The organism is Longitalea arenae (genome assembly GCF_016924755.1).
GTDB classification, from domain to species: domain Bacteria; phylum Bacteroidota; class Bacteroidia; order Chitinophagales; family Chitinophagaceae; genus Niastella; species Niastella arenae.
In genome coordinates this window covers 196,671-221,248 of record NZ_JAFFJX010000003.1, presented here as the reverse complement: position 1 = coordinate 221,248, position 24,578 = coordinate 196,671, and the positions used below count along the sequence as shown (strand labels likewise).

Sequence of the window (24,578 nt, the reverse complement as noted above, 5' to 3'; positions counted from 1 at the left end):
TGCAATTGACAATGTTCATTAAGGTCCCCGCTCCACAAAACAAGTAGCAGCTTGCAATCGGCAACCATTGCATCTGCTGACCGGCAAACCGGAAACGAGGATGCGATGGGCGCAATGAAACTTCCAGTTGTAACAAGTACGATGGATCCATCAACTGTTTCCCGGCCGACCGGGATTCATTTTGACACACTTTATTGGCGCCAATAAAATGTGTAATGGCTCTGGTTTGCCCCGGCGCTCATGTTGGGGCAGGTAGCAGGTATTTCATTTCTTAATCTTTAAAATGCAAGATCATGGCACACAGAATTACACACGGATACAAACAATTCCGTGATAACGATTTAATCAGTTTTGGGTACGGCGTTACCGGAAAAATGAGCGGTAATGCCCATTTTACGGATGCGCCCGCGGCGCTGGCTGAACTTGAAAAAGTACTGCCCGAGTACCAGGAGGTCAATTACCGATCACGTAACGGTGATGAAGTAATGCGTCTTAAAAGAAAGGCTTTGCGGGTGAAAACGGTCGACTTATTAGCCGAACTGGCTGAGTATGTAACAGGCAAAGCGGGAGGCGACCCTGTTATCCTGGTCAGCGGCGGTTTTGAGCGAAACCGGGCGAGAGGTACAAAGCCTATACCGCCCATTAAAGACCTGAAAGTAACGATTGACCGTCCTGGTGAAGCAGTTACTTCAGTTAAAAGAGTGGCAGGCGCCAAAGCCTACGCTCACCAGTATACGAACGATCCGCTCACAAGCGAGAGTGTATGGGTGAGTAAGGTCTCCACCGAACCCAGTTATACTTTTACCGGTCTTGAATCGAAAGAGAAGTACTGGTTCCAGGTGATCGCTTTCGGCGTAAATGACCAGCAGTCTGCTTCCACATCCGTTTCCCGGGTTATTCAATAACAGGAGGGATAATTACATATTAACTGATCATTAGGGGGCTGTCTATGGGCAGCCCCTTGTTTTTAATGTGGCTGCTTCGTTAATGCTTTAACCAGTGTAGACACTTGCCGCAATAGTTCACGCCACTATTATCAACAGTTTGTATCCTTTCATTAGCATCGCTCATGATGCAGTTCTTTGCCGGGCAATGGTCAAGGCCCTGGTTATGGCCCAACTCATGAATGACCACTGTGCGAAGGCGGTGTTGAAATTTGGTATGCTCACTTGTCTTTAGCCGAAAATCGCTTATTACGCAGGAACGGCCTGGCCGGTAACCGAGCCCAAAGATGCCCCATACGGCATAGGTGCTCTCAGGTTTTTTGATCTGCCCGTTTTCCTTTTTGGTGGTAAAGATGTCTTTGTGCGTAAGGCCTACTACCTTTGTTATGGAGTCCGGCGCGTTAAACGCCAGCCATTTGATGATCGAATCACCTGAATAGCGTTCACCCTTGGTGGTATTGAGGAAAGCGGCCGGCAGGGCAGTTTCATGAAGGATCACGACCGGCACTTTAAAGAACTGCTGCAATTCTTTTTCAATATAACTTAGTTGCGTTGTATCGTACTTGCCCAGGGGTTGTAACCCGATGATCTGTTTGCTGCCGGGTTTTATAGGACTGGAACAATAGCTCAAAAGGGTAGCCGCGAATAAAATGGTAAATTGCCTGACTAAGGTGTTTGGCATAGGGGCTTGTTAATAATAATTTCTTAAATATAAGAATACTTAAATGGAGTGCTAATCTATTTATTTTTGCGTTTTGTTCCTGAGTTATCAAGTTCATAAGTTTATAAGTTATTAAGTTAAATACAGTCGCGAGACTGAATAACTGAACAACTCAAAAATCATAATATATTGAATAAGCTACTTTTTTCAGTAATCCTCCTGATCAGCACAGCTTCCTTTGCCCAACCTATTATTTATACCACAGCCAACGCCCATTCGCATAATGATTATGAACAGTCCATGCCTTTGATGGCGGCCTATAACGAACAATTCGGGTCCATTGAAGCCGATATCTTCTGGCACAACGGCGAATTGCTGGTAGCCCATACTACCCGTGAACTTGCCTTGCGCCGCACCCTGGAAGACCTGTACCTGAAACCTTTGCAGGCTTTGGTTGAAAAGAACAAGGGGCATGTGTATGCTGATACCAATCGCCGCCTGCAGTTCATGATCGATATAAAAACAGAAGCAGTGACCACCCTTGCCAAACTGATAGAACTGCTGCAAAAATATCCTGCCCTAACAGAATGCCCTTCTTTGCGAATAGCCATTAGCGGCAATCGGCCCGATGTCACCGCTTATACCTCTTATCCCGCTTTTATCTGGTTCGATGGAGAATTGTATAAGGACTATCCTGCTTCGGCTTTGTCGCGCATCGTAATGATGAGTGATAATTTGAAAAAGTATACATCCTGGACCGGCAATGAGCGTATGCCGGCCGCCCAACAGGATACGCTGCAACAACTCGTAAACCGGGCTCATAGCAAGGGTAAGACCGTTCGTTTCTGGGCTGCGCCCGACAATCCCAATGCCTGGCGCCAGTTGATGAAACTGAAAGTGGATTATATTAATACCGACAGTATCAGGGCATTGGCTGCTTTTTTTGAAAAAGAGAAACAATGATCTGCCTGTCGGAGCTTACCGGAATTTGCATGTTCAGTTGAAATGTTTATTTTCGAAGCGCCAGGTATTTACTGCTACGCTAACTAAGAACTGACATGCTACAACAAAAACGTTTCCTGGCCCTTGATGTATTCCGGGGTATGACCATCTGCTTCATGATCATTGTAAATACTTCCCCGGATGGAGATTTTACATTTGCCCCTTTGAAGCATGCGCAATGGCATGGTTTCACCCCCACCGACCTGGTTTTTCCTTCTTTTTTATTTGCGGTAGGCAATGCCCTGAGTTTTGTAATGCCCAAATGGGAGGCGGCTTCCACGGCATCCGTGTTAAGGAAGATCTTTAAACGCACCCTCCTGATCTTTCTGCTGGGCTACCTGATGTACTGGTTTCCTTTTGTGCGGCCCGATGCCACTACCGGCGGATATGCTTTCCTGCCCTTCGGGAAAACGCGCGTTTTTGGCGTTTTACAACGCATTGCGCTGGTATATTGTTTCGCTTCATTAATGATCTACTTTTTTAAATTCCGGGCGGCAGCTATCATTACTGCGGCGATCCTGCTGCTCTATTGGCCTGTATTATATTTCTTCGGCGATGCCGCCGATCCTTTTTCATTGCGCGGCAATGCGGTGCTGAAACTCGATCTCTGGCTGCTGGGCCCTGATCATTTATACCATGGGAATGGCGTTCCCTTCGACCCCGAAGGTTTTTTAAGTACTTTTCCCGCGATCGCCAATGTGGTGGCCGGTTATTGGGTGGGAAAATTCCTGCAGCAGAAAGGGGGAACCTATGAAGCGCTTACCAGACTGATGCTGGCCGGTTTTGCCTTACTGGTGCTGGCCCATTTCTGGAATTATTCATTCCCCTTCAATAAAAAGCTCTGGACCAGCTCCTTTGTGTTACACACCGTGGGGCTCGATTGCCTGATCATCGCTGCCATTGTTTATGTAGCCGATATTCAGCAAAAAACGGCCTGGACGCCTTTCTTCCAGGTCTTCGGCAAAAATCCCCTGTTCATTTACCTGCTCTCTGAACTGCTGGTGATCCTGTGGAGTGTATTCCGCCTGCCTTCTGGCACAACCGTCTTCAGGTGGTTGTATGATAAAATCTTCATTCACCTGGCCACGCCGTATGTGGGTGCGTTCATACAAGCGATCGCTTACATGCTTTTGTGCTGGTTAGTGGGGTACTGGATGGATAAGAAGAAGATCTATGTGAGGGTGTGAACAATGTGATAATGTGATAATGTGATAATTTGATAATGTGATAATTTGATAATTTGATAATGGAAACGCCCGCTGATAGCAGGCCGCTGTATTTAATTATCGAATCATCGAATCATCACATTATCACATTAGATCAGGCCGGTTCTTTCCATGAAGTCGTTATTAAAGACGCGTTGCGTCACATCATCCAATAATTTATGCCGGGCGGTGAGCCATTTATTCACGGCGGTGTTGCCATACATTGCGCGGACACGCGCTTCGGTGAGGTGGAAGTTGATCTTACCCCAATGAATGGTATAAGGCAGACCTATTTCCTCAAACCGGTTCCAGACACTCGTAAAAAATCGGCGGCTGGTGGCAGCATCAACCCCATCCATTTCCAGTACACAGCTCTTTTCAAATTTATTAAAACCGAGGGTGGCTTTCGTGCCTTTTACAAAGCGCAAAGCCAGGGCGCCGGCAAAAGCTGTTTTGTTATTGAGCTGTACGATCTCCTCAATAGCCCGGCTTGCATTGGCCGTATCAATAGCAATGGCGGCGCTGGCTGCCTGGCCACGGAAACGGGTATTGGTAAATGTTTCACCAATGGTGCCGATGGATTTTTCATTAGCGGCAAAAGCCAGGGGAAATAATTTGGTGACGAGTGGCGGAACGAGCTTTTGGGTTAATTTTTTGCCGATATTATCCAGTATGGTTTGCAACAGTCCCAACAGTTCATCGCCATATTGAAAATTACCATTGGGGAGTACCGGTTTGGGATAATCAGTACGGTAGGGTGTTTTGTACATCACTTTCAGGAAAATGCCTTTGCTGGCATCATCTATCGCGAAGCGATGCGGGTTCACCAACACTTCAAAATGATATAAACTACGGCCAGGGCTTTCGGGCGGGAAGGGGAGATGATCATTCAGCGCATCAAAGTTCCATTCATTGATGGCCTGCTTCAGGTTATCGTTGAACGGAATATTGGCAGCGGTATATTTTTCGAGCAGGTAGATGGGTTCTGTTTCCAGTAATACGCCATGAATAAAACCAAAACTGCCAAAACTTACTACGGCCGCATTGAACAGGTCATCATCGCGGAACAGTTCAGCGCCCAGCCAGTCGATGAATGCAGCAGATGCCACCGGGTTCGATGCGCGTTCGAGCCATACATGCCTGTTAGCGCCGGTTATTATATGCAAACCAACAATGGCGTCATGAACGGCGCCTGCCCACAAGCCCGCCCCATGGGTGCCGGTAGCAGTGGCGCCCGCAATGGTTTGTCCGTTACTGGCGCCGGAAGCACGCAGGCAACGGAGCCAGCCATTTTCCTGTTCCAGTTCTTTATTCAATTGTAAAATGCTCATGCCACACTGGGTGAAAACAAGGTCCTGCGCCGTTTTACCGCTTGCGAGATACTCAGGCGATAAAAAGTTATTGCCGATGCTGAAGAAAGTACGCAGTTCGCGGGTGTCAACCAGTCCGCCATTACAAACACCCACATCACTGAAGCTCCAGCCATTGCCCATGGCCCTTAACCGCAGATTATTATCAATGGCATGTTGGATGAGCCATTGAAAGTTTTTGGTGGTAGCATGATAATTTTTTTCTGTTTCAGCAAAAGGGAATGGCAGTCGCAAATTAAAGCTGGCATCTTTTGTTAAGGTAACCCGGAAGTTTTGGTGGCCATTCTGCCAATCGGTGATAGGAAGTGGTAGTATGCCTTCTGGTAATGACATGTAGTTAGCGTTGAAAAGTTGACAGTATTACTAATTACCCAGTTGCCCCGGGCGCAGATTTGGCGGTGCACAGCACCAGGAGATCTTTTGTGGTATCACAATACCCAGGGTAATAACAGCAAGCAATACGTTGCCGGGGGTAGATTTCACCACCACCTTGTTCAGGTGATTATACCGGTTATCGCATTGCGGCCGGATGTCTTTCGATTGTTTCAGTCCCCAGAAATAATGCCATACCGTCGTGTCTTTATTGACATTCGCCGCATCGGCGCAGTCGTATTCGGTAATGATCTTGGTGCTGCTGCAACTGCTGAGTATGCAGGTTATTGCAGTTAGGATGGCTAATAAAAAAAAGGAAACTGATCTTGTTAATGGTGCAGGCAAAAGCATCATATAGTTTGTTTAAAGGTGCGAGGGTAGGCTGGAAGTGGATAACGAAGATCAAATCTAAGGCTTTGTAACGGTCATAACAATACCACAAAGGGGGTAAGCATATTTAATGACGATCGTCAAATGGAACGCCGATCACAAAACGATATCAAACAGGACTTTATCATTGTGTGCAGAAATGTGTGAAAATTATGACAACAACTTTTGCATACTTGTACCATAAAATGCGTTTACTTTGATTGTACGGATTACTACTCGTTAAAGGTTATTTCTACGATTCATTAATCCAGGTCAACACAGCAACAATAAATACATTGGGTATGCAAACACTCTCTCCCCGTAAATACGTGCAAGCAAAGGCACGCTCGATGCCTGTGAGTAAATGTATGGTGAATAAAGATTGGGAAGAAAGCCAGATCGCCAATGTATCGGTAATGCGAAAACACCCTAATGGCAATGTAACTATTGGCTTATACCGGGTTGACCTGCTTTGCCTGGGCATAAAAGATACGGTATTTTTTTTCAATACGTCTGAAGAAGAATTCTTTGAAGAATACAGCCAGCACCTGGCTGATTTCAAGGAAATAGAATATGCGCTGGCGCACAATATCATTTATGCCGGCCATGATTTTGCGCTGGAGTTCAATATTCATCCCCATCATAATTTTGAAGTTACCCGCTTTATACTCGAAGAAGATGATCATGGCGTGCCGGTGATCGATGTGCCGGTAGGTACTGACGGTTTGCCGCATTTGATCGTGGAAAAAGCCGGACAGTTTGCCGATATCCTGGCCAAGCTGAAGCAATATGCCGGCGAAGGAAATTATTATTATACGGTCGAAGATGCTAACGCAGTGCCCCGTTTACGGGAAGAAGCAAGCGTTACCAATCTGCCTATAAATCATATTCCGGCCGGAGAGCTAAGCCTGGGCAATGTGCAGAGCATCCGCTCAGACGATATGCTGAATACCGAAAAAGTGCAGCAACGGTCGGTGCTTGAGCAGATCACCATTCATGCGGAATTACTTACCCGTTTATTGCCGCCCGAGATCAATACCTGCACGGTGGCAGAGGAACAAATGTGGCATGAGATGTGGGATGAAATAGGCCATGGCGCCGAAGAGCCTAATAATGTACTGGAAGAACATTTTGCAGAACACCTCGAGGTCGTAAACCAGGCCGATGAGCTGGCTGAACTGTTGGATCGCAACAATGAGCAGCTGATGCATGAATTCGAACAGAAAATGATCGCATTAACCAACCGGTACGCCCATAATCCGCTGGCCTTACAAACCGCATATGAACAGGGCATCCTGCTCGACCTGCATAACTTGTGCGAGGTAGCGAAACGGCATGCGCTAAAAATGTATAAATATTATCCGGTATTACATTTCAGCCTGGCGCTGGGTGCTTTGATCCAGCATGAACCGGATGCGCGCTTTGAACATATATATGCATATACCGATATCCGCGAAGCCGTGCCTGGTTATGAACAATACCATGCTTCTGAAGTCATCAACTTCTGGCTCACCCGCCTTTGGATAAGCCTTGAACAAAAAGACATCAAACGTTCGGTACAATATTATTTTATGCTCGTCGATGGCAAAGCCTCCGGCTGGTTATTGTTGCCCGTGCTGGAAAAATATGTGGAGGTATTATACCGGTATAATAAGGCATTAAAAGATTTAGCCGTGAAAAGTTAATAAGGTTTATAAAGTTTATAAAGTTGTTAACGGCATTGTTGAATATGATCTATGTAATATTATCAGGCTGTTCTTTACGCGAAGATTGCTATTAATATTGTTTGTATCATGTTCGCCGCCCATTCGCCATTCACCATTGACCATCGACCATTCACCATTGACCCGATTTAATAATAGTTTAAACTAAGATTCTAAACATTAACTCCTATATTTGTACGGCTTACAATAAGTGTAACAATTGATCGTTCTTATAGTACTTGCCTGATCGCGATCTGCATCACTCCCTAACTCAATATCTTGCCAGTTCCTTGCCACTACTTTCATTCTTGCCTGTGAGTATATTATCATATCAGCGAATTGTTCTTGCCGCGAAGATTTCATTAGCACATTAGCTAATTAGCAAATTAGCACATCAGCAAATTAGCACATCAGCTAACTAGCACATCAGCTGATCAGTTAGCATATTAGCAAATTAAAAAAGTAAACGTATGGCACAAAAGGGATTTCTTATCGACATGGATGGCGTTATTTACAAAGGCAGTGAACCAATACCCGGCGCTGTTGAATTCATTAACTCATTACGAGAAAAAGGTTTTCCGTTTTTATTCCTTACGAATAACAGCCAGCGTACTCCCCGCGATGTGTGTTATAAATTGCGCAAGTTGGGTTTTAATGTAAATGATGAAGATATATTTACCTGTGCGATGGCCACCGCCCGGTACCTGGCTTCGCGCAAAGAGCATGGTACTGCGTATGTCATTGGAGAAGGTGGTTTATTGACCGAGCTGCACAATGTGGGTTATTCAATTGTAGATGATCATCCCGATTATGTGATCATTGGTGAAGGCCGTACCATTATGCTGGAGTCGGTTGACAAGGCGATCAACATGATCATGAACGGATCGAAATTGATTGCCACCAACCTCGATCCCAACTGCCCGGTAGGCAGTGGAAAGTACCGGGCCGGCTGCGGCGCTTTTGTCGCCATGCTCGAATTTGCTACCGGTAAACAGGCCTTCAGCGTAGGTAAACCCAGTCCGGTAATGATGCGCATGGCCCGGAAGATCTTGCAGTTGTCGACCGACGAGACCATTATGATCGGTGATACCATGAGCACGGATATCCTCGGTGCAGGCTCCATGGGTTTTACTACGGTCTTGACCCTGTCTGGCGTAACCAAAGAAAGCGATCTTGGTCAGTTTGGTTATGCGCCCGATTTTATTATCAGGTCGGTCAAAGACCTGCTCGATGAGAACCTCTTTGCCCGGGTGCTCGATAAACAACATGAGCCCGCTTTATTCGTGGCATAGCGGGCGCAGTACTCCAAAGCTTTCCTTTAGTTTCCGCATACTACATGTTTAAGAGGAAAGGGTCCCGCCGCTGGCGGGATTCTTTTTTGTTCCTAATTCACTGGATATCACCACCCGGTTTTTCCTTTTTGCCGGATTCTTTTTTGGCTTTAAATTGCCGCCGGTTCCTGGTATATGTAATGCATTTGCCGGGCACTTAACCCCCACATAGCAGTCCTGATAATTTCATCCCTGAACTGTACAGTGACCTGGAGCGCCAGGCCTTTAACTGAATTGCTTACAGCAATTGTACAACTGTACTACGATGGCAAAATATAGATTGGTTATAGTTCACCTGGTTTGTTTGCTGGCTGTTTTACCTGGTCTTGGCCAGGAGAACGAGTGGTTGGCCGGCACATGGAATGGCGTATATTTTGGTGAGAAAAGTAAACTTACCAAATCTTTTGACACCCGCCTGCAGATCTCCAGCGTTCATGGCTCACAGTTTGAAGGAACCGTGTTATGCATGCTGCCTTCCGATACTACCGTACGGCTGCAAACCCGCATTACCGGCAGGATCTATAAAGACCATATTATGACCAAGCTGAAGGAAGTGACCTATTTCAAAGATCCGCCGGGGCAATATACCTGGGCCAAACATTGCCATTTATGCGACAGCATGAAATTATCCTTTGAAAAGGCAGGCGATACGGTGGTCTTACAGGGCGAAAGAAAATGCGATACCCTATGTAATATCGTTGCCCGTTATACAAAACATGCTGCATTGTTGAAATACAAAGCCGCCTTCCTCTACGAGCCCGACATTACACCCCGCCAGTTCACCACCAAAACAGCCGGTACCAGCTTTACCTTTGTTAAACCTGTTTACAAAGATTCTTTGGTGGGCCGCGATTTCTTCGCCGGCCGGGCAGTGAGCCCGCCTAACCGGTATATCATTAATGCCGATTCGGCCGAGATCAGGTTTATGGATAATGGGATCGTAGACGGCGATACGATCAGTATCTTTTATAATGGTCAGCTGATCGAGCCAAAGCTGGGCTTAAAAGAAAAACCACATATTATCAGGATCCCGCTCTTTCCCGATTATCCCAACCGCCTGGTGATCCATGCCGAAAGCCTGGGTATCTATCCGCCCAATACCGCCCTCGTGCGGATAATATATGGTAAAAAAGAAGAAAGTTTCCTGCTCAGTTCCAGTATGTCAAAGAGTGGCAGTCTTGAACTATATAATCGCCCGGCCAGATAACAGTTCACAGTTCAAAGTGCTCAGTTGGCAGTTTATGGTTAACGAGAACGATTATGCTAAAATAGTTTATTATTCCGCCAAGAACCGGAACACATCCCTTTTCTTACTTTGTTAATTTGCCTCTAACCATTCATTAAACGCTTGTCATATGAGAAAAGGAAAACCGATCGGTGTGTACTGACTGTACACATCCCATACTAACGTCCAGCACTACATTCTTTTTGCCTGCCATGTCTTTTTTTCCCCATCTGTAATTGCGGTGCGATTTGTGTAGCAATTGCGGCAGTTACTTTTTTACCTTCTTCACTGTATTGTTAAAAGGCATGCAGGATTAAGTATAGCCCCAATTACTTATTACCTGTCATCATCCGGCTGGTTACGACCCTGCCAGGGATCGTTCTGCCTGCTGATGACCTTAAAACAATCAATCAATCATGAATGCAAGAGTTTTACTATTGCTTGGAATGCTCTATGCAGTACCGGCGGTACTCAGGGCTGCTACCATTACCGTTACTTCTTTACCGGCTTTGCAAACTGCCATTAACAATGCAGCGCCGGGTGATGTGATCATCCTCGCCAATGGCGTATATACCGCCAGTGCCGATATCACCATCAATAAACAGGGCACGGCTGTTTCGCCGATCACTATCCAGGCGCAATCTGTAGGAGGCGCTGAAATTGGCGGTACCAACGGATTTAATATTGTAAGTCCGGCCCGGTACATTATTATCAAAGGATTCAAATTCACGCACAGCGCTTCCCAGGCCACCATGGCCAGCGGCACCAGCTTTTGCCGGTGGACCCGCAATATCTTTCAAACGCCGGGCACCGGAGAGAACCTGTCGCTCAACGGCAATGATCATGAAGTGGATTATAACACCTTCCAGCATAAGAATGCCCTGGGCCGTTTTATTACGGTAAGGGGCAGCGGCAGCCAGATCGCACAACGCATCCATATTCACCATAACTATTTTTACGATCAGCAACCACAAACCGCCAACGGCGCCGAAACCCTGCAGTTCGGGCTGAGCGGTTATAGTCTTTCTTCCAGCAACAGCATCATTGAATACAATCTCTTTGAGGAATGCGAAGGCGAGAATGAACTGATCTCGGTAAAAGCCTCTGCGGTTACTATCAGGTATAATACCATTCGAAATTGTCCGGCGCAATTTACCCTGCGCCATGGCAACTTTTGTAAGGTCTATGGCAATTACTTTGTCAATACCCCCGGCATCCGCATTTTTGGCGATGATCATGTTGTATTCAGTAATCATTTTGAGAATTGCAATCCGGCTATCAATATCGGAAATGGCGATGGGGAAGTGGCTGATGGGGATGCGCTGACAGTGCATGACCGTCCCGATCGCAACCTGATCGCTTTCAATACCCTGGTCAATAATCCATCCAATTATGTACAAAGCGGCCGTACAAACGGGTTAGGCGCTACCAATACCACTTTTGCAAATAATATCATCCAGGGTGGAGGTGCTGCCGCATCCATTGCTGGCCCGTATACAGGAGCAGTCTGGTCGGGCAATATCCTTTACCAGACCAATGGCGCAGGCGCCATGCCTTCCAGCGGCTATACTTCGGTAAATCCCCTGCTGGCCCGCGATGCTACCGGCACTTTTCATTTGCAGGCCGGTAGTCCGGCCATAGGTACCGCAACCGGTGCTTATCCGGCGGTTACCGTTGACATGGATGGACAAAGCCGTACTGCGCCACTCGATAAAGGGGCCGATGAAAGCTCCTCAGCCCCGGTGACCGCGCGCATCCTCACCACTTCCATGGTGGGCCATAATGGCGCTGATGCAACTGGCTGCCTGCCGGTGATGGCCAGCGCCGATGATGGCAATGTGCCTGCCAATGTGCTCGACAATGATCTCAATACCCGCTGGTCGGCTAACGGCGACGGGCAATGGATCCAGTTCTGTTTGGGCAGTGCATCCACCGTTACCAACGTGCAGATCGCTTTCTTCAATGGCGATCTGCGCACTTCATCGTTTGATATCCTGCTGAGTGCTGATGGTACAAACTGGACAACAGCCGCTGCCAACCGCGTGAGCAGTGGAAGCAGCCTGAACCTGGAAACGTTTTCCATTCCTGCTGCTACCGCAAAATATGTACGCATTGTAGGGCATGGCAATAGCGTCAATGCCTGGAACAGTTATACCGAAGTGCGCATTCAAAGCAGTGCATTGATGGTTGCCCGGGAGATGGTGGAAACGCCAGCGGCCAGGACAACACTCAATAGTTATCCAAATCCCTTCCGTACATCAAGCACTATAAGCTGGCTGCTTGAAAAAGATGGCCATGTGCAGTTGAGCGTCTACGATATAACGGGGCGGCAGGCAGCGCTGTTGCTGAATGGGAATATGAAAGCAGGTACGCATCGGGTGGTATTTGATGCAGCCAGACTCGGCGCCGGGGTGTATTGGATAAAGCTCTTGCATAATGGAAAGCCTTTTATCAGGAAGATCGTTAACCTATAATAATTATCCAATGAAAAGAATTACAATCATTGCACTTTGCAGTATGTTGCGCCTGCTGCTGGGGTCCGACGCCCAGGCGCAAACACCAGTGGCCCGGAATGGCCAGTTACGCGTGATCGGCACAAAATTGTGCAACCAGTACGGTAATCCCATTCAATTGCGGGGGATGAGCACCCACGGCATTCAATGGTACGGCTGGGGCGACTGTTTAACCGAAGCTTCGCTCGACGCCCTTGCTTATGACTGGGGCGCCGACGTTCTGCGCATATCCCTCTATGTGCAGGAAGGCGGTTATGAGACCGATCCGGCCGGTTTTACCGCCCAGGTGAACCGTTTGATCGAAGAAGCTACCGAACGGGGCATGTATGCCCTGGTTGACTGGCATCAGCTGACGCCGGGTGATCCCAACTATAATCTGTCCAGGGCAAAGACCTTCTTCTCAGCCATTGCCAACCAGCACAAGAACAAGAACAACATCATCTACGACATTTGTAATGAACCCAACTCGGGCGCTACCTGGGCAAAGATCAAGACCTATGCCGACCAGATGATCCCGCATATCCGGGCTATTGATAACGATGCCGTTATCCTCGTGGGTACCCATGGATGGTCTACCTTCGGCCTTTCCGGCGATGGTTCGCTGCAGGACGTGTTTAACAACCCGCTGCAGTTCCCCAACGTGATGTACACCTTTCATTTCTATGCAAGGGATCACCGTACCGCGTATTTGAACCAGTTGAATGCTGCATCTGACCGGCTGCCAGTATTCGTGACCGAATTTGGTACCCAGCAGGCCAGCGGTGATGGACCAAATGATTTTGCGATGGCGCAACAGTTCATCGACCTGATGCGTACTAAAAAGATCAGCTGGACCAACTGGAATTATTCCGACGATTTCCGTTCAGGCGCTGTATGGCAAACCGGAACCTGTTCAAATGGCCCCTGGACCACGGCCCGGCTCAAAGAAGCAGGCACCTGGATCCGCCAGCGGATCCTGAGCCCGGCTGATGATTTTCCTGGTGGTACACCCACCTGTGAGCCGGTTACTGCCAGCAGCCACGACGGCAATGTACCCGCCAATGTGCTCGACAACAACCTGAGTACGCGTTGGTCGGCCAGCGGCGACGGGCAGTGGATCCAGTTCTGTTTAACTACAACTGCTACGGTGTCTGGTGTTCAGATCGCTTTTTACCAGGGCAATACCCGTAGGTCTACGTTTGATATACAAACCAGCGCCGATGGACTTAGCTGGTCCAATGCCGCTACCGGCCTGCAAAGCAGCGGCACTTCGTTGAACCTCGAAACATTCCCCTTCGCGCCAAGATCTGCGAAATACGTTCGCATTGTGGGACATGGCAACAGCAACAATGCCTGGAACAGTTATACCGAGGTGAGGATCCAGACCAGTTCCGGCAGTAGCCAGCTGTTGACCTTGTCGGAGCAGTCGACGCAGCAGATGAGTACGGGTGTTACCTTGCAGAGCTATCCCAATCCATTCAAACAAACCAGTACCATCGTTTTCACAATGGATCAACCAGGCCATGTGTATCTCTCGGTATTCGATCTTACCGGTAAGGAAGTGGCCGTATTGGTAAATGGGAATTTATCGGCCGGCAGCCACCGCGCCCGGTTCGAGCCGCGCCGTTTACCAGCCGGTTCCTACCTGCTGAAAATGGTGCATAATGGAAAAGTTCGCAGCGCAAAACTGTTGAAAGAATAGACTTATATAAACCGTGTCATGGCTGGCGCCTGGCTGGGGGAAGCCCCTGGCTTGGCGGGCCAGCCGGGCACGGTTTAATTTTTTCAAAGGAACCCCCGGCAGCCACAATCCCGACCGGGCAATGTTCGTTATATACAGGTTAACCGGACTTATAACAAACCATTGTTATATTTACCAAATGAAACCTATCTTGCTGACCATTACCCTGTTAGCCTGTTTATTGGGGCAGGCGCAGCAGGGATCAATAACCTCGAAAGTATTTGCCTGGAAAGACCTGGTCGTTGAAAAGGATTCCAGCACCTACTTTATGAAAGTGGCCAATGGCCCCACGGCTACATTGTCTAACCTCAACATCCGGGTAATCGAGCTCGATCCCGGCAAAACACACCACTCATCCCTCGCGTACGTAGATGCAGAAGAACTCATCATTGTAAAAGAAGGCAACCTCAAAGTGACCGTAAAAGGAACGGCTACTATTATTGGTCCGGGCGGCGTAGCACTGATCATGCCGGGGGATGAACATAGTTTTGAAAACACCGGCAAGGCGCTCGCGGTGTACTATGTGCTGCGCTTTAATACCACCACACCGAAAAATATTGAACGGGGTAACCAGGGCGGCGGTTCGTTTGCCGGCGACTGGGAGAACTGGTCTGTTACGGAAAATGAAAAAGGCGAGCGCAGGGGGGTGTTCGATCGTTTTACGGCCTTGTTCATGAAAATGGAAATGCATGTAACAGCACTGAAGCCCGGGTTGGTAAGTCATAGTCCGCACAAACACCCTCAGGAAGAGATCATCCTGGTAAGAAAAGGAGATGCGCTGGTGCTGCTGGGTGAGAGCACACAGGCCGCTACGGCAGGCGATCTCATCTTCTTTGCATCAGGCAGTTTGCATTCGATCAAAAATACAGGTACCACGCCGCTGGAGTATTTTGCCTTGCAGTGGCAATAGGAACTGCGGATGCTGCCGGTTGAAAAAAGGTTGCATCGACCTTTATTTTTTGTATTAACCTATACTATCCAACTAGTAATAAATTTATACTATTCGCTTTTTAATGCTGAAATTGGTATTGTTCTCCTTAATTTTAAGGCCACTCAATCAACCAATTTAATAATGCCGATATGAAAAATTCTCGTCGCCGGTTTATTCAGCAAACCACTATGGCCGGAGCCAGTCTCTTAGCTGCAAAGGCCGGATTTTCTGCACAAAGTTATAGAAGGATCATTGGGTCAAACGACCGGGTACGGGTAGGGGTAGTCGGTTTCTCAGACCGTCATCGTGCTTCTCACATGCCTTGTTTCATGAACCATTACAAGGAACTGAACTTTGATATCGTCGCCGTATCAGATATCTGGAAAAAAAGAAGGGAAGAAGGCGCTGCCCAATGGAAAGAAAAAATGGGGCACGATATCGTCGCCTGTCGCAATAATGAAGAATTATACAGCAAGAAGCTGGTAGATGCCGTGTTCATCAGTACAGCCGATTTTCAACATGCCCTGCATGCGATCGAAGCCGTAAAGGCCGGTTGCGATGCTTATGTTGAAAAGCCCTTTGCCGAGACCATGGAAGATAACCGGGCTGCGCTGAAGGCCATCAAGGCCACTGACCGCATCGTACAGATCGGTTCGCAGCGCAGAAGCGGTTCCAACTACCATGCCGCCAATGATTTTATAAAATCAGGCAAGTTCGGTCCCATTACCATGGTTGAGCTTACCTGGAATGTGAACCAGCCCGGACGCTGGCGCCGGCCCGAACTGCTGAAAGAAATAAGAGAAGAAGATACCGACTGGAAACGCTATCTGATGAACCGGCCGTTTGAGAAATTTGATCCGCGCAAATACCTCGAGTACCGCCTCTTCTGGCCTTATTCTTCCGGCTTGCCCGGTCAGTGGATGAGCCACCAGATCGATACCGTGCATTGGTTCAGTGGGCTTGCACATCCGCGCAGTGTGGTGGCCAATGGCGGCATCTATATGTGGAAGGACGGCAGAAGGAACTGGGATACCATTACCGCCGTGTTCGATTACGGTCCGTTGAACGATACCTCAAGCGGCTTCCAGGTGGTGTTCGGCAGCCGCATGCACAATGGCGATGAACGTCCGTCTGAGGTATATTTCTCCAATGGCGGTGAGTTGAACCTCATTACCAATACCGTGTCGCCCAAAGGTGGCCTTACCAAAAAGTTTGCCGATGCCATGGGCATGCAGCCCAACCTCCTGCCCGAGCAAAGCCTTTCGCAGGAAGAAGCGGTAGTCGCCAGCGCCAATACCGGGGGAGATAAACTAACCAGCAACCACGTACGTAACTGGATGGAATGTATCCGCAGCCGTAAACAACCCAATGCACCGGTAGAAGCAGGTTATAATCATTCCATTGCCTGCATCATGACAACAGCGGCAGCGCATACCGGACTGAAAGCGACATTCGATGAAAAAACACAGGAAGTAATGGTAGGCGGAAAGCCGTTTAAATATTGATACTTTCAAAACCATTGTATAACCGTTATGAATCGTCCATGACAAACCTCTCATTATTATAATTAAGGGTACTGAGAATTTTGTCATGGTAAGATCTATCTGGCCAAAAAAAATAATAAATCGCAGATGAAACATGTTTTTCTTTGGGCAATTGGTTCCTGTCTGGCGACAGCCGGTTTTGCGCAGAAAAAGGAAACTGTAAAACTGGTACAGGAAAAAGACAAGAATACCATTAACGTAATGATGGGGTCAAAACTCTTCACCAGTTTTATTTATCCCGATTCACTGGCCAAGCCGGTGCTGTATCCCATTTTTTCAGGCAATGGCGCCATGCTTACCCGCGGCTATCCCATTTATACTTTGCCGGGCGATCCTACCGACCACCCGCATCACCTGGGATTGTGGCTCAATTTTGAAAATGTGAACGGCCTCGATTTCTGGAATAATTCTTTCGCCATTCCCGCCAGTAAAAAGTCGATGTACGGAACGATCAAAACGGATAAGATCCTGAAAAAAGAAGATGGTTCAAAAGGGGTACTGGCTTACCATGCGAACTGGGTAGATTTCAAGAACAATGTGTTGCTGGAAGAGACCACGCAGTATGAATTCAGCGGTACCGAAAACCAGCGTATTGTGGATCGCATCACCGTGTTGACCGCCAATACCAATGTGCTGTTCACCGATGCCAAAGACGGTTTACTGGGCTTGCGTGTGGCCCACGAGCTCCAGGTTTCGGCCAAGGAAGATAAATTATTTAAAGATGATAAGGGCAATGTGACCGTGGTAAAAGGCAATACCGATGCCATTGCCACGGGTAATTACCTGACCAGTGCAGGCAAGGAAGGCGACAGCGCCTGGAGCACAAGGGCGGTGTGGTGTAAGATGTATGGCAAAATGAAGAACGATTCCATCAGCATCGCCATCATTGACCACCCAAGCAACATCAATTATCCCACTTACTGGCATGCAAGAGGTTATGGATTATTCGCAGCCAATCCGCTGGGGGAGAAAGTGTTCACCAACGGTAAATCGGCCAAAAACCTGCAATTGAAAAAAGGGGAAAGTGTGCGTTTTGTATACCGGGTGGTCTTTGACCAGGGGCCGGTAACCCTGTCCCCCGCCCAGCTGAACCAGCTGGCCGATGAATTTGCCAAAACAAAGATCAAGGACATCGCCAGGTAATCACATCGCATTTAAATGATAATGCATCCAGGTGGCACACCGTTGAGGTGTGCCACTGTTTTTTATATCCCGTTCTTTGACAAATATTTACCGGTAAAGTGATCAGGGTCACGAAACTTGCCCACCTGCTTATAAACTGCATAAAACCCCGTGCAGGGCATAATAATTTCTGCCTTTATATTAGATAAAATAGTAAATTTATCGGGTACCAATGTTCGCGATCTATTGCTGCTTTTTTAATAATCCTGCGTATCCCGGTTCCCTGTAATGGAAATCCTTTTGTCAACCTGTTCCTTCAAGCTGCCTGCCATGAGGCTTGTACCTGATGATTCATATTTACATAATTTAATTAAACTGACTTTACTGCCTTTGGTAAATGCCGGGGCAGCTACACAGAGTTGGTAAAAAGGGTGATATGCGAGTACATTCCAAATCTCAACGGGGTAAGTTCTCTGCGATGAGTGATGCAAAAAATCCGGTAAGTAATGCTGTTTTTAATTCTCTGGATGTAGGTGTATTGGTGGTTGACCATGAGGGATTCTTTTTGGATGTGAATGAAACATATTGCCGAATGCTTGGCTACAACAGCCGGGAATTGATAGGCAGACATTTTTTATCGGTGGTGCCCGAACAACAACGCGATTTCACTTTATACACGTTTAATGAGGCGATGGCTTCCCCCGTTCCAAAACAAACCATCGGTGAGTTTCACGTACAACGAAAAGACGGGCACATCTTTGGCGTATACTGCAAATTAAATGTGGTCATTGAACCGGATAATCACCGCTATATGATCGCTTCCATAACAGATATTACGGAAACCAATAATTATAAACAACTGCTCGAAGAAACCGAACTGGCAACAGGTATTGGCGGTTGGTTACTCGATGTGCAAACCAACCACCTGTCATGCACAGAAGGTATGTACAAACTGCTTGGTATACAGAAATATACTACTATCAACTGGGAGCATGTACTTTCATTTGTTGGCAGGGAGGCCTACCAGCAATTCATAGATGCAGTACAGCTGGCAGTTGATAAAGGAATTCCTTTTAATATCGAACTTGATTGTAACAAATGTGAATCGGATGTAAAATGGATGCGGGCTATTGGCCGGCCCAAACAGATCTTCAATAAGACCATTCAATTGTTTGGCACATTCCAGGACATTACCCAGCAGAAAAAGGCCGAGGAGATGATCTATGTGGGCCAAACCAAATACCGGGCCATTGCCAACAGCAGTTTATACGCTTTCATCCTGGGTAAACCCGACGGTTCCATCCTGGAAGTGAATAACAAAGCCTGTGAAATGTTTGGGTACACCCAGGAAGAGTTTACAAAGCTGAGGCGGGAAGATTGCGTCGTGCTCACCGATGAATTCAAAAAACTGATTGAAGAACGGAATAAAAAAGGGTATGTGCAGGGCGAACAGATCAGCATCAAAAAGAACGGCGAACGTTTTCCCAGTGAGTTCTCATCGGTTTGCTTCACCGATCTGAATGGCGAGCAGCGGATGAGTACGATCATTCGCGATATCTCGGCCAAGAAAAAAGTCGAAGAAGAATTACAAAAACTCTCCCATATCGCCAGCGAGACCCTGAGCCCGATCCTGATCACCGATGTAGACAGGAGGATCCAGTGGGTGAATGCCGCTTTCACCAGGGTAACGGAATATACGCTGGAAGAGGCCGTAGGCAAAAGGCCGGAAGACTTTTTATATGGTGAAGAAACGAATGTTAATACTATCAGAGAACTGCTGGAAAACAGGACGGCTGCCCGCATTTTTGATACCGAGATCCTGGTGTACACCAAATCGGGCCGCAAGGTATGGGTGACCCTGCAGGCGCAACCCCAGTTTGATAAAAAAGGTAAACTCAGCGGTTATTTTGCGATCGGTATCGACAGTACGGAACGCAGGTTATCCAAAGAAAAGATCGAGCACAACCAGCGTTTGATGGAACAGGCCGAACGCATTGCCTGCCTCGGCAGCTGGGAAAGCGATCTGAAGACGGGTGAAGTCTTTTGGTCGGAAGAACTATACCGCATTTTCGGTTACGAATATCAACCTTCATTCCCTTCCCCGAAGCTGGACCTGGAAATTGTTCACCCGGATGACAGGGAATATGTAGGCAACATCATTAAAAAAACCGTGGAAGGGAAGGGCGGTTTCGATATCGAGCACCGCATCGTTCGGCCAGACGGCAGCATTCGCATCGTTCATTCGCAGGGTCAGCTGCTCACTAATCATTTGGGGGAACCCGAAAAATTGATCGGTGTGGTGCATGATATTACCAGCCAGAAAGAAGCAGAAGAACAATTGCGGCAGCAGGAGGCCCGCCTGGCGGAAGAAAAAGTGAATTACCAGCGGCAGATCGCCCGCAATACGATCAATACCCAGGAAAAAGAGAGGTCGGAAATAGGGAAGGAACTGCATGACAACGTGAACCAGATCCTGGCTTCCGCCAAACTCTTTTTGTCGTCTCCCTTCCTGGAAACCGAAGAGGAGCGCGAAAAGTTTACCAACAAAGCGGCGGAACATATTCATATGGCCATCGAAGAGATCCGCAAGCTCTCCAAATCGCTGGTATCGCCCAGTACGGAAGACCTGGGTATCATCGAGACCATCGAGGATATGATCGGCGATATCCGCTGGGCGCAGAAAATTGATGTAAGCTTCAATCATAGCGGCTTCGATGAAACGAAACTCGATTATGGTTTAAAGCTCACCATCTACCGGATGGTACAGGAGCAAATGAATAATATCCTGAAATACGCCGATGCTACCAAGATCGGCATCAGTATCAAGGAACAGAATAAAAAACTCATTCTCACCATCGTTGACAATGGAAAAGGTTTCGATCTGAATGCCAAACGCAAGGGCATTGGGTTGAATAATATCATCAACCGCGCCGATGTGTTCAATGGCAAGGTAGATATCGAGACCGCACCGGGGCAGGGTTGTATGGTGCGGGTTGTTTTTGATAAATAGGTTTATAGTTTATAGTTTATAGTTTATAGTTTGTGGTTTGTGGTTTATGGTTCTTTGGCGGGGCGGAATGCAAAAAGCAAAACGCCTAACGCGGGTCGCCATGCTCATGGCCTGTTTTCCGCGTTAAGCGTTTTGTGTTAAGCGGTAAGCGCCTGTCCGCCTTTGGCGGATGCAGCCTTCACTTTCAGCGTTTATTCATCCAGGATGGAGAGCGCGATCCGCGCTATTTCCCGCAATGCATCGGCATCGGGCCGGTTCATACCGGTTACCCGCAGGCCTGCCAGGCTGTTGAACAAATGCCGGCTCAATGCTTTGGGCGAAAATTTCTTCGAGATCTCGCCCTTGCTTTGCCCTTCTTTTATCAATGCACTGAGCACCTGCTCTATATCTTCCATATTCGACTGGAAAATGGCTGTTACGTCTTTATCCACCGCACTCAGTTCCAGGCTTACATTGATCAGCAAACAGCCCTTCCGGCCCCTGTCGGCCAGGATATCCTTGATATAATAGTCGAAAATGGCACGGATATTCTTTTTCGGGCTGTCTGACCGGGTACATTGCTTTTCCAAATCACCCTGCTGTGAGCAACGGTAATAGTTAAGACTTTTCATGAACAGACCATGTTTGTCGCCGAAGGTATCGTAGATGCTCGACCGGCTTAAACCGGTGGCCTGCACCAGGTCATCCATAGAAGTACCGTTGTATCCTTTTTCACAAAAAAGCTCCTTGGCTTTTAGCAGTACTTCTGTTTCGTCGAACTGTTTTGTCTTTGGCATCGGTTGTATTTGGAATCTTTGTTCCAAAATTACCGCAAATTTTACAATGTGATCATACCACCGTCGGCAATGATCTCGGTGCCCAGCACAAAGGTGGAGTCGTCGGAAGCGAAGAAGGTGGCAACCCGCGCAATTTCAGCCGGATCACCGAAGCGGCCCAGGGGAACTTTACTTTGAACGGCGGTCTTTAAGCCTTCTTTTTCATCGGCGGCCATGCCTAGTTTGTCAAATATCGGGGTGGTCACCGGGCCCGGACTGATCGCGTTCACTCTTATTCTGCGGTGTAATAATTCGGCCGAGAGGGTACGGGCCAGGGTGAGCAACGCTGCTTTGGTAGCAGAGTATACACTCGAATTGGCCATACCCATATGTGCATTCACCGAAGTGTTGAGGATGATGGAACCGCCATCATTGATCAGGGGCAGTAATTGCTGGATGGTGAAATAAGCGCCTTTTACATTGACATTGAATTGTTCGTCATAATGTTCCTCGGTAACCGCCTCTATGGGCGCGAACTTGCCAATACCGGCATTGATGAATACGATATCAAGGGCCGGGCTTATTTCTTCTACTTGTTTACGCAATGCTCTTACATCGTTCAGGTTGCTGCTGTTCGATAAAATGGTGAACACTTTTCCCTGCAGTGCTTGTTTGGCTTCATCGAGGGAGGCCTGGTTTCTACCGGTTATGATCACAGTAGCGCCTTGTTCCAGGAATTCTTTGGCGGTAGCAAAACCAATACCGCTGTTGCCGCCCGTAATGAGGGCTGTTTTATTTTGTAAACGGTTCATGAGTGATAAATTAAGTTGTAAATGATATTGGAACGATCATTCCGGTACAAATGTATACATATTGGAACGAATGTTCCAAATAAAATTTCCGGTATTAACAAATTGGCAGGAAAATGGTAATATTATGCGATGAAACAGGAGCGAGGAATGAAAAAGTACCGGAACATGTTTGCAGTGGCCAATAAATCAATTGGTTTTGCCTGGCAAACGAACAGGCGTTTGCTGATTCTGCTCATGGTGTTGAATATCTTTCAGGGAGCTGTTATTTACCTGCAGTTCACCAGTTTTGCCGCTATTGTAGATGAGATCGTCAAAATAAAAGAGGGTACGGGTAAAACCAGTCAGCTCATTTATCAATCGGTGATCCTGAGTTTGTCTTTCCTGGTACCGCTCATTACAGGCAATATCGGTTCGCATTACCGCATGATCTTCCGCATGCAGCAAAGCGTGCAGTTCGACCTGTATAAGATCGAACGGCAGGGTAAACTGGATATCGGCACCATTGAAAGCAGTTCTTACCAGAACCTGCTGCGCAGTGCGAAGGAGTGGGGTACGGGCAGTGTGTTGAACCTGCAGGATTTCTTTTTCAACACAGCTACGAATTTTGCCGGCATCATCACTTCCATCGGCATCCTGTGGTCCCTGAATTACTGGCTGGTGGTGTTTGCGGTGCTGGCGGCGGCCCCGGTCTATTTCTTTTACAAGAAGTACAGCATGGAGGTCTTCCGCATTCGTCATTTTTCCGTCGATGATCACCGCATTATTCACAACCGCATTTCGCATTTTGAAGAATTGCAAAAGGCCGTGGATGTTATTTTGCTCAAGTTGCAGCAATGGCTTAAAACGCAGATCAGGGACCGCAAAATGGCATACCATAACAAGATCATTGTGGCCGAACGGAAAAAGGCCATATCATACGGTGTAATGAGCTTCTGGTACCTCATTTTCCTGCTGGCGGCCATTGGGCTCATGACGCATGAAGCATTGAACAACCGTATTGCTGTGGGCGGTTTATTACTGGCATTTACCACGTATACACGTTTTTACCAGACCATCAACGCCTATATTGAAAGTATTTCGCACGCAGAAGAAGCATCCCGCTATGCAGCCCGCTGGTTTGAATTGTTCGATATGCAGCCGCGCATTGTTTCGAAAGAACATGCGGTGAGGGTGCATTTTACCGAACCGCCCCTGATCGAATGCAGGAATGTCAGCTTCCGGTATCCGTCAGAAGAAGGGGAAACGCCCTATGTATTGCAGCATCTTTCATTTACCATAAAGCCGGGCGAAAAAGTAGCTATCGTGGGCGTAAATGGTTCCGGTAAAACAACGCTTATTAAATTGCTTTGCCGCATTTATGATCCTACGGAAGGGGATATTTTCATTAACGGCATTAATTTGAAAGACATTCATCTCGAAGACTGGCAGAGTGCGCTGGGTATTTTGTTCCAGGATTTTCCCGTCTATAATTTGACCATCCGCGAATCCATTGGCGTAGGGCGCATTGAAGAGAATGGGGAGTTGCCGGCAGAAAAAGAAAAAAGATTGCAACAGGCCGCGCAGTTCTCCGGCGCCGATGATTTTATCAGGGATTATGATCAGCTGATCTGGAAAGAATTTGCCGGTGGCATTGACCTGTCGAAGGGGCAGCACCAACGGCTGGCCGTGGCCAGAATGTTTTACCGAAATGCACCAGTCACCATCCTCGATGAACCTACCGCTTCTATAGATGCGGTGACGGAAGAAAAGATCTTCAGCACCCTTGAACAGAATATGCAGGGGAAAACGGTCATACTCATTACGCACCGCTTCAGCACGGTAAAAAATGCCGATAAGATCATCCTGCTCGAGCATGGCCGCATTGTTGAATCCGGCTCACACCGCGAATTGATGCAACTGGGGCAGAAGTATGCGGAACTATACAATATGCAGGCGAAACGGTACCTGGAGAAAAGTTGATTTGGTTGACGGCCGCGCCCCGGTAACTGG

The 24,578-nt window shown here is 47.6% G+C and carries 18 protein-coding genes; 13 read left to right on the top strand and 5 right to left on the bottom strand.

Annotated elements, in window-relative coordinates; translation table 11 throughout:
- Positions 1 to 293: 293 nt before the first annotated feature.
- Entirely contained in the window at positions 294 to 905 is a 612-nt protein-coding gene (locus tag JT717_RS09720) for a hypothetical protein (protein ID WP_205510019.1), read from the top strand.
- A 79-nt stretch (positions 906 to 984) separates the two neighbouring features.
- Here JT717_RS09720 and JT717_RS09715 read toward each other — a convergent pair whose 3' ends face one another.
- Entirely contained in the window at positions 985 to 1,626 is a 642-nt protein-coding gene (locus JT717_RS09715; protein ID WP_205510018.1) for a matrixin family metalloprotease, read from the bottom strand.
- 168 nt (positions 1,627 to 1,794) lie between these two features.
- On the opposite strand from JT717_RS09715, the gene JT717_RS09710 reads away from it, so the two are divergent.
- Positions 1,795 to 2,568 (top strand): phosphatidylinositol-specific phospholipase C/glycerophosphodiester phosphodiesterase family protein, encoded by a 774-nt coding sequence (locus JT717_RS09710; protein ID WP_240347931.1) that lies wholly within the window; start codon positions 1,795 to 1,797, stop codon positions 2,566 to 2,568.
- A gap of 95 nt (positions 2,569 to 2,663) precedes the next feature.
- On the top strand, positions 2,664 to 3,794 hold the full coding sequence (locus tag JT717_RS09705; protein ID WP_205510017.1) for an acyltransferase family protein: 1,131 nt from the start codon (positions 2,664 to 2,666) through the stop codon (positions 3,792 to 3,794).
- 128 nt (positions 3,795 to 3,922) lie between these two features.
- Here JT717_RS09705 and JT717_RS09700 read toward each other — a convergent pair whose 3' ends face one another.
- Together JT717_RS09700 and JT717_RS09695 are read right to left on the bottom strand one after the other, a co-directional pair.
- Entirely contained in the window at positions 3,923 to 5,515 is a 1,593-nt protein-coding gene (locus tag JT717_RS09700) for an FAD-binding protein (RefSeq protein ID WP_205510016.1), read from the bottom strand.
- 30 nt (positions 5,516 to 5,545) lie between these two features.
- Positions 5,546 to 5,908: a hypothetical protein gene (locus JT717_RS09695; RefSeq protein ID WP_205510015.1), complete on the bottom strand. Its 363-nt coding sequence runs from the start codon at positions 5,906 to 5,908 to the stop codon at positions 5,546 to 5,548.
- Positions 5,909 to 6,225: 317 nt separating this feature from the next.
- Here JT717_RS09695 and JT717_RS09690 point away from each other — a divergent pair, with 317 nt between their 5' ends.
- The 9 genes from JT717_RS09690 to JT717_RS09650 all read left to right on the top strand — a co-directional run bounded on the left by JT717_RS09690 (position 6,226) and on the right by JT717_RS09650 (position 21,022).
- Positions 6,226 to 7,608, top strand: a complete 1,383-nt coding sequence (locus JT717_RS09690; protein ID WP_205510014.1) for a hypothetical protein — start codon at positions 6,226 to 6,228, stop codon at positions 7,606 to 7,608.
- A gap of 488 nt (positions 7,609 to 8,096) precedes the next feature.
- On the top strand, positions 8,097 to 8,918 hold the full coding sequence (locus JT717_RS09685; RefSeq protein ID WP_205510013.1) for an HAD-IIA family hydrolase: 822 nt from the start codon (positions 8,097 to 8,099) through the stop codon (positions 8,916 to 8,918).
- Positions 8,919 to 9,222: 304 nt separating this feature from the next.
- Positions 9,223 to 10,164, top strand: a complete 942-nt coding sequence (locus tag JT717_RS09680) for a hypothetical protein (RefSeq protein WP_205510012.1) — start codon at positions 9,223 to 9,225, stop codon at positions 10,162 to 10,164.
- Between the two features lie 434 nt (positions 10,165 to 10,598).
- Complete coding sequence (locus JT717_RS09675) at positions 10,599 to 12,656, top strand: chondroitinase-B domain-containing protein (RefSeq protein ID WP_240347930.1); 2,058 nt, start codon at positions 10,599 to 10,601, stop codon at positions 12,654 to 12,656.
- A gap of 10 nt (positions 12,657 to 12,666) precedes the next feature.
- Entirely contained in the window at positions 12,667 to 14,376 is a 1,710-nt protein-coding gene (locus JT717_RS09670) for a cellulase family glycosylhydrolase (RefSeq protein ID WP_205510011.1), read from the top strand.
- 178 nt (positions 14,377 to 14,554) lie between these two features.
- Positions 14,555 to 15,325, top strand: coding sequence for a cupin domain-containing protein (locus JT717_RS09665; protein ID WP_205510010.1), 771 nt, complete (start codon positions 14,555 to 14,557; stop codon positions 15,323 to 15,325).
- A 170-nt stretch (positions 15,326 to 15,495) separates the two neighbouring features.
- A complete protein-coding gene (locus tag JT717_RS09660; RefSeq protein ID WP_205510009.1) occupies positions 15,496 to 16,851 on the top strand; it encodes a Gfo/Idh/MocA family protein in 1,356 nt (451 codons plus the stop codon).
- Positions 16,852 to 16,977: 126 nt separating this feature from the next.
- On the top strand, positions 16,978 to 18,033 hold the full coding sequence (locus tag JT717_RS09655) for a DUF6807 domain-containing protein (protein WP_205510008.1): 1,056 nt from the start codon (positions 16,978 to 16,980) through the stop codon (positions 18,031 to 18,033).
- A 415-nt stretch (positions 18,034 to 18,448) separates the two neighbouring features.
- The gene (locus JT717_RS09650; protein WP_205510007.1) at positions 18,449 to 21,022 is read left to right on the top strand and encodes a PAS domain S-box protein; all 2,574 of its coding nucleotides are present in this window, start codon (positions 18,449 to 18,451) and stop codon (positions 21,020 to 21,022) included.
- Positions 21,023 to 21,213: 191 nt separating this feature from the next.
- On the opposite strand, the gene JT717_RS09640 is transcribed toward JT717_RS09650, so the two are convergent.
- Together JT717_RS09640 and JT717_RS09635 are read right to left on the bottom strand one after the other, a co-directional pair.
- The gene (locus JT717_RS09640; RefSeq protein WP_205510005.1) at positions 21,214 to 21,798 is read right to left on the bottom strand and encodes a TetR/AcrR family transcriptional regulator; all 585 of its coding nucleotides are present in this window, start codon (positions 21,796 to 21,798) and stop codon (positions 21,214 to 21,216) included.
- 41 nt (positions 21,799 to 21,839) lie between these two features.
- Complete coding sequence (locus JT717_RS09635) at positions 21,840 to 22,589, bottom strand: SDR family oxidoreductase (protein WP_205510004.1); 750 nt, start codon at positions 22,587 to 22,589, stop codon at positions 21,840 to 21,842.
- 147 nt (positions 22,590 to 22,736) lie between these two features.
- Between JT717_RS09635 and JT717_RS09630 the strand changes: the two genes are divergently transcribed.
- On the top strand, positions 22,737 to 24,548 hold the full coding sequence (locus tag JT717_RS09630) for an ABC transporter ATP-binding protein (RefSeq protein ID WP_205510003.1): 1,812 nt from the start codon (positions 22,737 to 22,739) through the stop codon (positions 24,546 to 24,548).
- The last annotated feature ends 30 nt before the right edge of the window (positions 24,549 to 24,578 follow it).